4 protein-coding genes and 6 pseudogenes are annotated in these 5483 nt (G+C 32.9%); 5 read left to right on the top strand and 5 right to left on the bottom strand.

What is annotated here, in order from left to right; genetic code table 11:
- Positions 1 to 417: 417 nt before the first annotated feature.
- From AZF08_RS16410 to AZF08_RS16400, 3 genes and pseudogenes are all read left to right on the top strand, one after another.
- Positions 418 to 771: a hypothetical protein gene (locus AZF08_RS16410; protein ID WP_063177316.1), complete on the top strand. Its 354-nt coding sequence runs from the start codon at positions 418 to 420 to the stop codon at positions 769 to 771.
- Positions 772 to 941: 170 nt separating this feature from the next.
- A pseudogene (locus AZF08_RS16405) lies at positions 942 to 1643 on the top strand (ABC transporter permease).
- An 83-nt stretch (positions 1644 to 1726) separates the two neighbouring features.
- Positions 1727 to 2326, top strand: a complete 600-nt coding sequence (locus AZF08_RS16400) for an undecaprenyl-diphosphatase (RefSeq protein ID WP_033678661.1) — start codon at positions 1727 to 1729, stop codon at positions 2324 to 2326.
- A 178-nt stretch (positions 2327 to 2504) separates the two neighbouring features.
- On the opposite strand, the gene AZF08_RS16395 is transcribed toward AZF08_RS16400, so the two are convergent.
- Both AZF08_RS16395 and AZF08_RS16390 read right to left on the bottom strand, forming a co-directional pair.
- Positions 2505 to 2855: an IS3 family transposase gene (locus tag AZF08_RS16395; RefSeq protein ID WP_082246207.1), complete on the bottom strand. Its 351-nt coding sequence runs from the start codon at positions 2853 to 2855 to the stop codon at positions 2505 to 2507.
- An 8-nt stretch (positions 2856 to 2863) separates the two neighbouring features.
- Positions 2864 to 3151: pseudogene (locus tag AZF08_RS16390) on the bottom strand (transposase).
- Between the two features lie 235 nt (positions 3152 to 3386).
- On the opposite strand from AZF08_RS16390, the pseudogene AZF08_RS16385 reads away from it, so the two are divergent.
- Positions 3387 to 4007: pseudogene (locus AZF08_RS16385) on the top strand (IS6 family transposase); the annotation flags it as partial.
- 4 nt (positions 4008 to 4011) lie between these two features.
- Positions 4012 to 4134: pseudogene (locus AZF08_RS32385) on the top strand (IS6 family transposase); the annotation flags it as partial.
- A gap of 298 nt (positions 4135 to 4432) precedes the next feature.
- Here AZF08_RS32385 and AZF08_RS31340 read toward each other — a convergent pair.
- The 3 genes and pseudogenes from AZF08_RS31340 to AZF08_RS28810 form a co-directional block, all read right to left on the bottom strand.
- Positions 4433 to 4585, bottom strand: a pseudogene (locus AZF08_RS31340) (RNA-guided endonuclease TnpB family protein); the annotation flags it as partial.
- A 7-nt stretch (positions 4586 to 4592) separates the two neighbouring features.
- The gene (gene fabZ, locus AZF08_RS16380) at positions 4593 to 5024 is read right to left on the bottom strand and encodes a 3-hydroxyacyl-ACP dehydratase FabZ (RefSeq protein ID WP_033678655.1); all 432 of its coding nucleotides are present in this window, start codon (positions 5022 to 5024) and stop codon (positions 4593 to 4595) included.
- A 308-nt stretch (positions 5025 to 5332) separates the two neighbouring features.
- Positions 5333 to 5483, bottom strand: a pseudogene (locus AZF08_RS28810) (IS6 family transposase); the annotation flags it as partial.

The raw sequence follows: 5483 nt of genomic DNA, 5'->3' as shown, positions 1-5483 counted from the left end.
AAATCATTCGAAATACACACACTCAAAAAAATTATAAAGGAGTTGATAATGAAAAAAATTATTTGTTTTACTTGATGTGTTCACAAAATTAAATAGAAATAGTAAGTATAAAATGGTCTTCAGCAAATCGAAAAATACCCTYACRAAGTAATCTTYCTAAAATGCTGGTGGACATACTGAAATAYTTGCTATGCAGATGTAATCATGAATCCCTCGTATTTATAATTGAAGGCGATTAAGCAAACAATTATAGAAGAGGGATTTTTCTTTTGTAATATATTAATTTCTATAAGAATCATAGTATAAAATACTTCTCTCTTTAGATGAACATCTTATAAAAAAGGAAGATATTTAGGATTACGTTTTAATTGTTTTGTTATGATATCTTTAAATCTTATATATTGGAGGAAACCTAAAGTGAAAAAACGTAATGCTGAATTTTTAACAGCTTTGGTTGGATCTGTATTGGGAACTATTAGTTCTTTTTTCGTTTTCTTATTATCAGGATTCATTCCTGCTATGCAGAATTCGTTATCATATATGTTTTCTAGCTCTTTTATAGTATTKTTGCTTCAAATTGCAGCTATCGTTCTTTCTTGCAGTATTAACTATATAAACAATAAGTTATATGGGGGATTAATGATTGGTATTGCTCTTATTTCTTTATCTACATATTTTTTCTTCATGTTGATACCTGCCGTTCTTTACATGATATCTGGGGGATTAGCATTTAGACCACTAGAAAATCATTCACTTCAGAAAAAAGCATAAAAAAGACACTAAATTTGANATACCTGCCGTTCTTTACATGATATCTGGGGGATTAGCATTTAGACCACTAGAAAATCATTCACTTCAGAAAAAAGCATAAAAAAGACACTAAATTTGAAGTGACCCCTGTCAAGTAGACAGTATTCAAAAAGCACAACTAAGCAACCTGAATTCTATATTTATATGTTTTGATTAGTATTATGGGGGCTGCGGTAGCAGCTTTTTTGATAGTAGTAGCCTCATATATATCCATAAAAACAAAACACCCTACTCCAACTATTGTGTTTGAACAACTGTTTAGTGAAGCCAATTTGTATGCTATTGTCGTGATTGGAGTTCCTTTATTTGGAGTTATCACTGCTTATCTTTTTAATCGCGAATATGCAGAAGACACATTAAAGAATTTATTAACTATTCCTGTATCACGCATTAACTTCCTTATAAGCAAATTAATAGTCTTATTCTTATGGATTATGCTCTTAATTTTGGTTGCTTGGGGGCTTACTGTTATTTTCGGTCTATTAGGACAGTTTGAAGGTCTTAATTCATCATTATTAATGGCATCCTTAAGACGGTTTCTCATAGGTGGAACATTTCTTTTTATTTTATCAACACCACTCATATTTATAACAATTGCATTTAAAAATTATGTACCAACTATTGTATTTACGATTGTAATAGTCTTATTAAACTGAATGACGACAAATTCAAAACATAGAGGGTTGTTTCCATAGCAATCAGCAGGAGAGATTTCAAGAAATACCCTTCTTCCCACTTATCCTCCCGAATATTCCTATATTGTTATTTTTGCAACATCTTTCATTGGATTAATAGCAGTAATTACTTATTTTAAAAGGGTAGATATTCACTGAGGAATGTAATAATTGAAACTACCTAAGGTTTGAAAAACAACGAAAAATTATAGAAATATACGCACTTAAGGAGAGATTTGAAAATGTCTTTTTCTCAATTAAATATTGATGCTTTTCGAGCTATCAATGATTTAGGTAAACAATATTCATTCCTAAACTCAACCATGATATTTTTGGCGGAATATATGGTGTATTTTTTAGGATTAATTATTATAGCTTATTGGTTTACTCGATCTAGAAAAAATAAGATGATGATTATTCAAGCAATGCTTGCTTTCGTCACTGCTGAGATAATTGGAAAACTAGCAGGGGAATTTCATTTGAATTATCAACCATTTGCAGTATTACCTGATGTTAATAAACTTGTCGATCATGCAGTAGATAATTCATTTCCTAGTGACCATACGATTCTATTTTTTTCAATTTGTTTTTCATTTTGGCTTGTTCGTAAAAAGACTGGATGGTTATGGCTTGTGCTCGCATTCTGTGTAGCTATCTCTCGTATCTGGGTAGGAGTTCATTATCCTTTCGATGTCGTAACAGGAGCCTTATTAGGAATAATTTCAGCATTATTTTCGTATTGGTTAACACCAAAAATTACATTTATCAAACAATTACTTAATCTTTATGAAAAAATGGAGCAAAATATCTTACCATCCAAAAACAAATCGAAAGACTTTTGAGTATAAATAATTGTAAAAAAGAATTGCACATTATAAAAATCTAAAATAAATAAAGCAGGATATTGAAGAGGGAACATACGATATTGTGTATGGTTCAGGATTCTGTCATCAGCAAAGATTATGTAAAAAATTAGCCGATTCTCTGTACGTTAAGGAATCGGTTAATTTGTTTCCACTCTTAAGTTGATGGGCATGTATAGTGACCCCTAATAATCGCTTTGATACCTAGTTCACCCATCAACCTCTGTATACGTTTGTGATTAATGTGAAGGTTATAGGCGACTTTCAGCCAAATTTGTACTCTTCTGTATCCATAAATCCCCCTAAGTTTTTTATGGCACTTCAATATCTTTTTCTTGATTTCGACATCTTCCGATTGTTTTTCAGAAGGCATCGAGTGCCGTTTTATCCACTTGTAGTACCTACTTCTGGTTACACCAGCAATATCGCATAGAACGGTAACCGTATAACCTTTTTCTGACATCTCGTGGATGACTTCAAACTTTTTCGTTTTGGGTACAGCTTTCATTCCTCCTTTTATATCCCTAAGAGCTTTTTTAACATTTCATTTTCCGCTTCTAATCTTCTGATCTTAGCTTCTGGTTTGATCCTTGGTCTACCTACACCTGGCCCTTTCACTTTACCACGTTTTTCTTCTAGTTCTTTGATACCTTCAGCTTCAAAATGTTTCACCCAACGTCTTACTACTGAGTGATCAATTCCTAGTTCTTTCCCGACCGTTTTCTATCCCATTCCTTATTTAAGGTATAAATCTACTGCTTTTTTCTTAAATTCTATATCGTAAGTTACTCTAGTTTTACCCATAGAAAAAATCCCCTCCATAGTAAATAGATGGTTCTGTTGCAAGGTTTTTTAAATGAGACTACACTCTAGAAAAAAAGAGTAAGGAGAATTACAGATGAGATATTTTAAAGGGAAACAGTTCRAACAGGATATTATTTTGGTAGCCGTTGGCTATTACTGTCGTTTTTCTTTAAGTTATCGAGATGTCTCTGAAATTTTAAAAGAACGTGGAATCTCAGTTCACCCAACAACCATCATGCGCNTAGCCGTTGGCTATTACTGTCGTTTTTCTTTAAGTTATCGAGATGTCTCTGAAATTTTAAAAGAACGTGGAATCTCAGTTCACCCAACAACCATCATGCGCTRGGTTCATGAATATGGAAACCTYATCTATCAAATTTGGAAGAAGAAAAATAAAAACGTACAATCATCTTGGAAGTTAAATGAAACCTATATAAAAGTCAAAGGAAAATGGTGTTATTTATATCGTACGATCGATAAAGACGGGCACACATTGGATATTCAACTTCGTAAAAAACGGGATCACCAGGCTGCATATGCCTTTATGAAAAGGTTAGTAAAAACGTTTGGAGAACCAACGGTTCTCTCTACAGATAAGGCACCTGCATTACTTTGTGCGTTCAAGAAATTAAAGGAAAAGGGCTTCTGTAAACACACGACTCATTGCACAATCAAATATTTAAACAATCTTATAGAACAGRACCATCGGCATGTGAAGCGTTGTTTTTCCAAATCCGCAGGATTTCAAAGTATTCGTTATGCTTCACGTACGATAAAAGGAATCGAAACCGTTCATGCCCTATACAAACAAAGGCGAAGTCTTCAAGCAGACTCCGCCTTTTCGGTGTATCATGAATTNTGCTTCACGTACGATAAAAGGAATCGAAACCGTTCATGCCCTATACAAACAAAGGCGAAGTCTTCAAGCAGACTCCGCCTTTTCGGTGTATCATGAATTGCAACAATTACTAGTAGTCGAATAATCTTTCCTCATACTTTCATGCCTCTGTTTATCTCTTAGGAAACTTTGCAACAGAACCCTTTTTACTGTCTACTATAAGGGGATCATATCAATGGATGCTTTTTTCTTTTTATTTCATATAACCGTTTGCATCAAAATAGTATCTAACTCCATCGATTACCATTGATTCACTTGTCGCAAGCCCTAATCCTTACGGATTAACGGGTGAGATTCTGAATTACTAGACGTTCGCAGTCCATTTCTGTTTTAAACAGCCTTCAAGATGAGGGTATCTCATTGCCCCTCCTAAGCCAGACGATAAATGACCAAGTATGCAGATTTCTTTCGTTTTTACGGCTTGCGCATGCCGTCTGTCTAATATTCGTTAACTGCTCTAATTGAATGACAGAAATGTTGTTATCTATTGCGAAATCAATGATTTCACGACTTATTTTGTGGTCTTCGTGTTTGATGTTTAATTTAAGCTTGATTGGCAAGAGCAATTGTGATATCTGCTTCGCAAGCAATTTCTTGATTTACTGTAGCTATGGCATGAGCTTTTGCAATTGAAGCTCGAACACGTGTTATTTTTACTTCTAAGCGTAATTGATCCCCTGGCTTTACTTGTTTTTCGAAGTGACAATTATCAATACCAGCGAATAGTCCGAGTTTTCCACGATATTCTTCTTTTTTGTGCATGATAATTGCACATACTTGTGTTAAAGCTTCTAAAATTAAGACGCCCGGCATAACTGGATTCTCGGAGAAATGTCCATTAAAAAATTGTTCATTAGCTGTAACATTTTTGATTCCTATTGCATATTTACCTTCTTCAATTTCTGTAATGCAATCAACTAATAAAAATGGATACCGATGAGGAAGCATATCTTTGATTTGATTAATATCTAACATATATTTTCTCCTTTATTATTTAAACATTTAGTATATATAACACTTTAATTATTACATTATTTATCTTCACAAACAATCAGAAGATATAGATAAATTAATTATTTAAACCAAAATAACAGAGATTTCTATTTAGAGAGTAATAATATAAATTTAGTATATAACAGATATGAATATTTGTAAGCGATATTATTAAAAAACTTGTGAATTTTTAAATAACATAATAAAGTTCTTGTTCCTAGATTCTTTTTTATGGTTCTGTTGCAAAGTTTGAAAAAAGTATAAACAGGTTGATAAATGAGGAGAAATGTTTAGAAAGAGGCTAGTAATTGTTGAAGTTCATTGTACGTCGAAAAGRCGGAKTCTATTTGAAGACTTCGCCTTTGTTTATATAAGGAATGAATGGTCTCAATACCTTTTATTGTACGTGAAGCATGACGAAGATTTTGAAATCCTGCGGAT

This window comes from Bacillus gaemokensis, assembly GCF_001590835.1.
Classification (GTDB): Bacteria; Bacillota; Bacilli; order Bacillales; family Bacillaceae_G; genus Bacillus_A; species Bacillus_A gaemokensis.
This window is presented reverse-complemented; position numbering and strand designations above follow the sequence as displayed.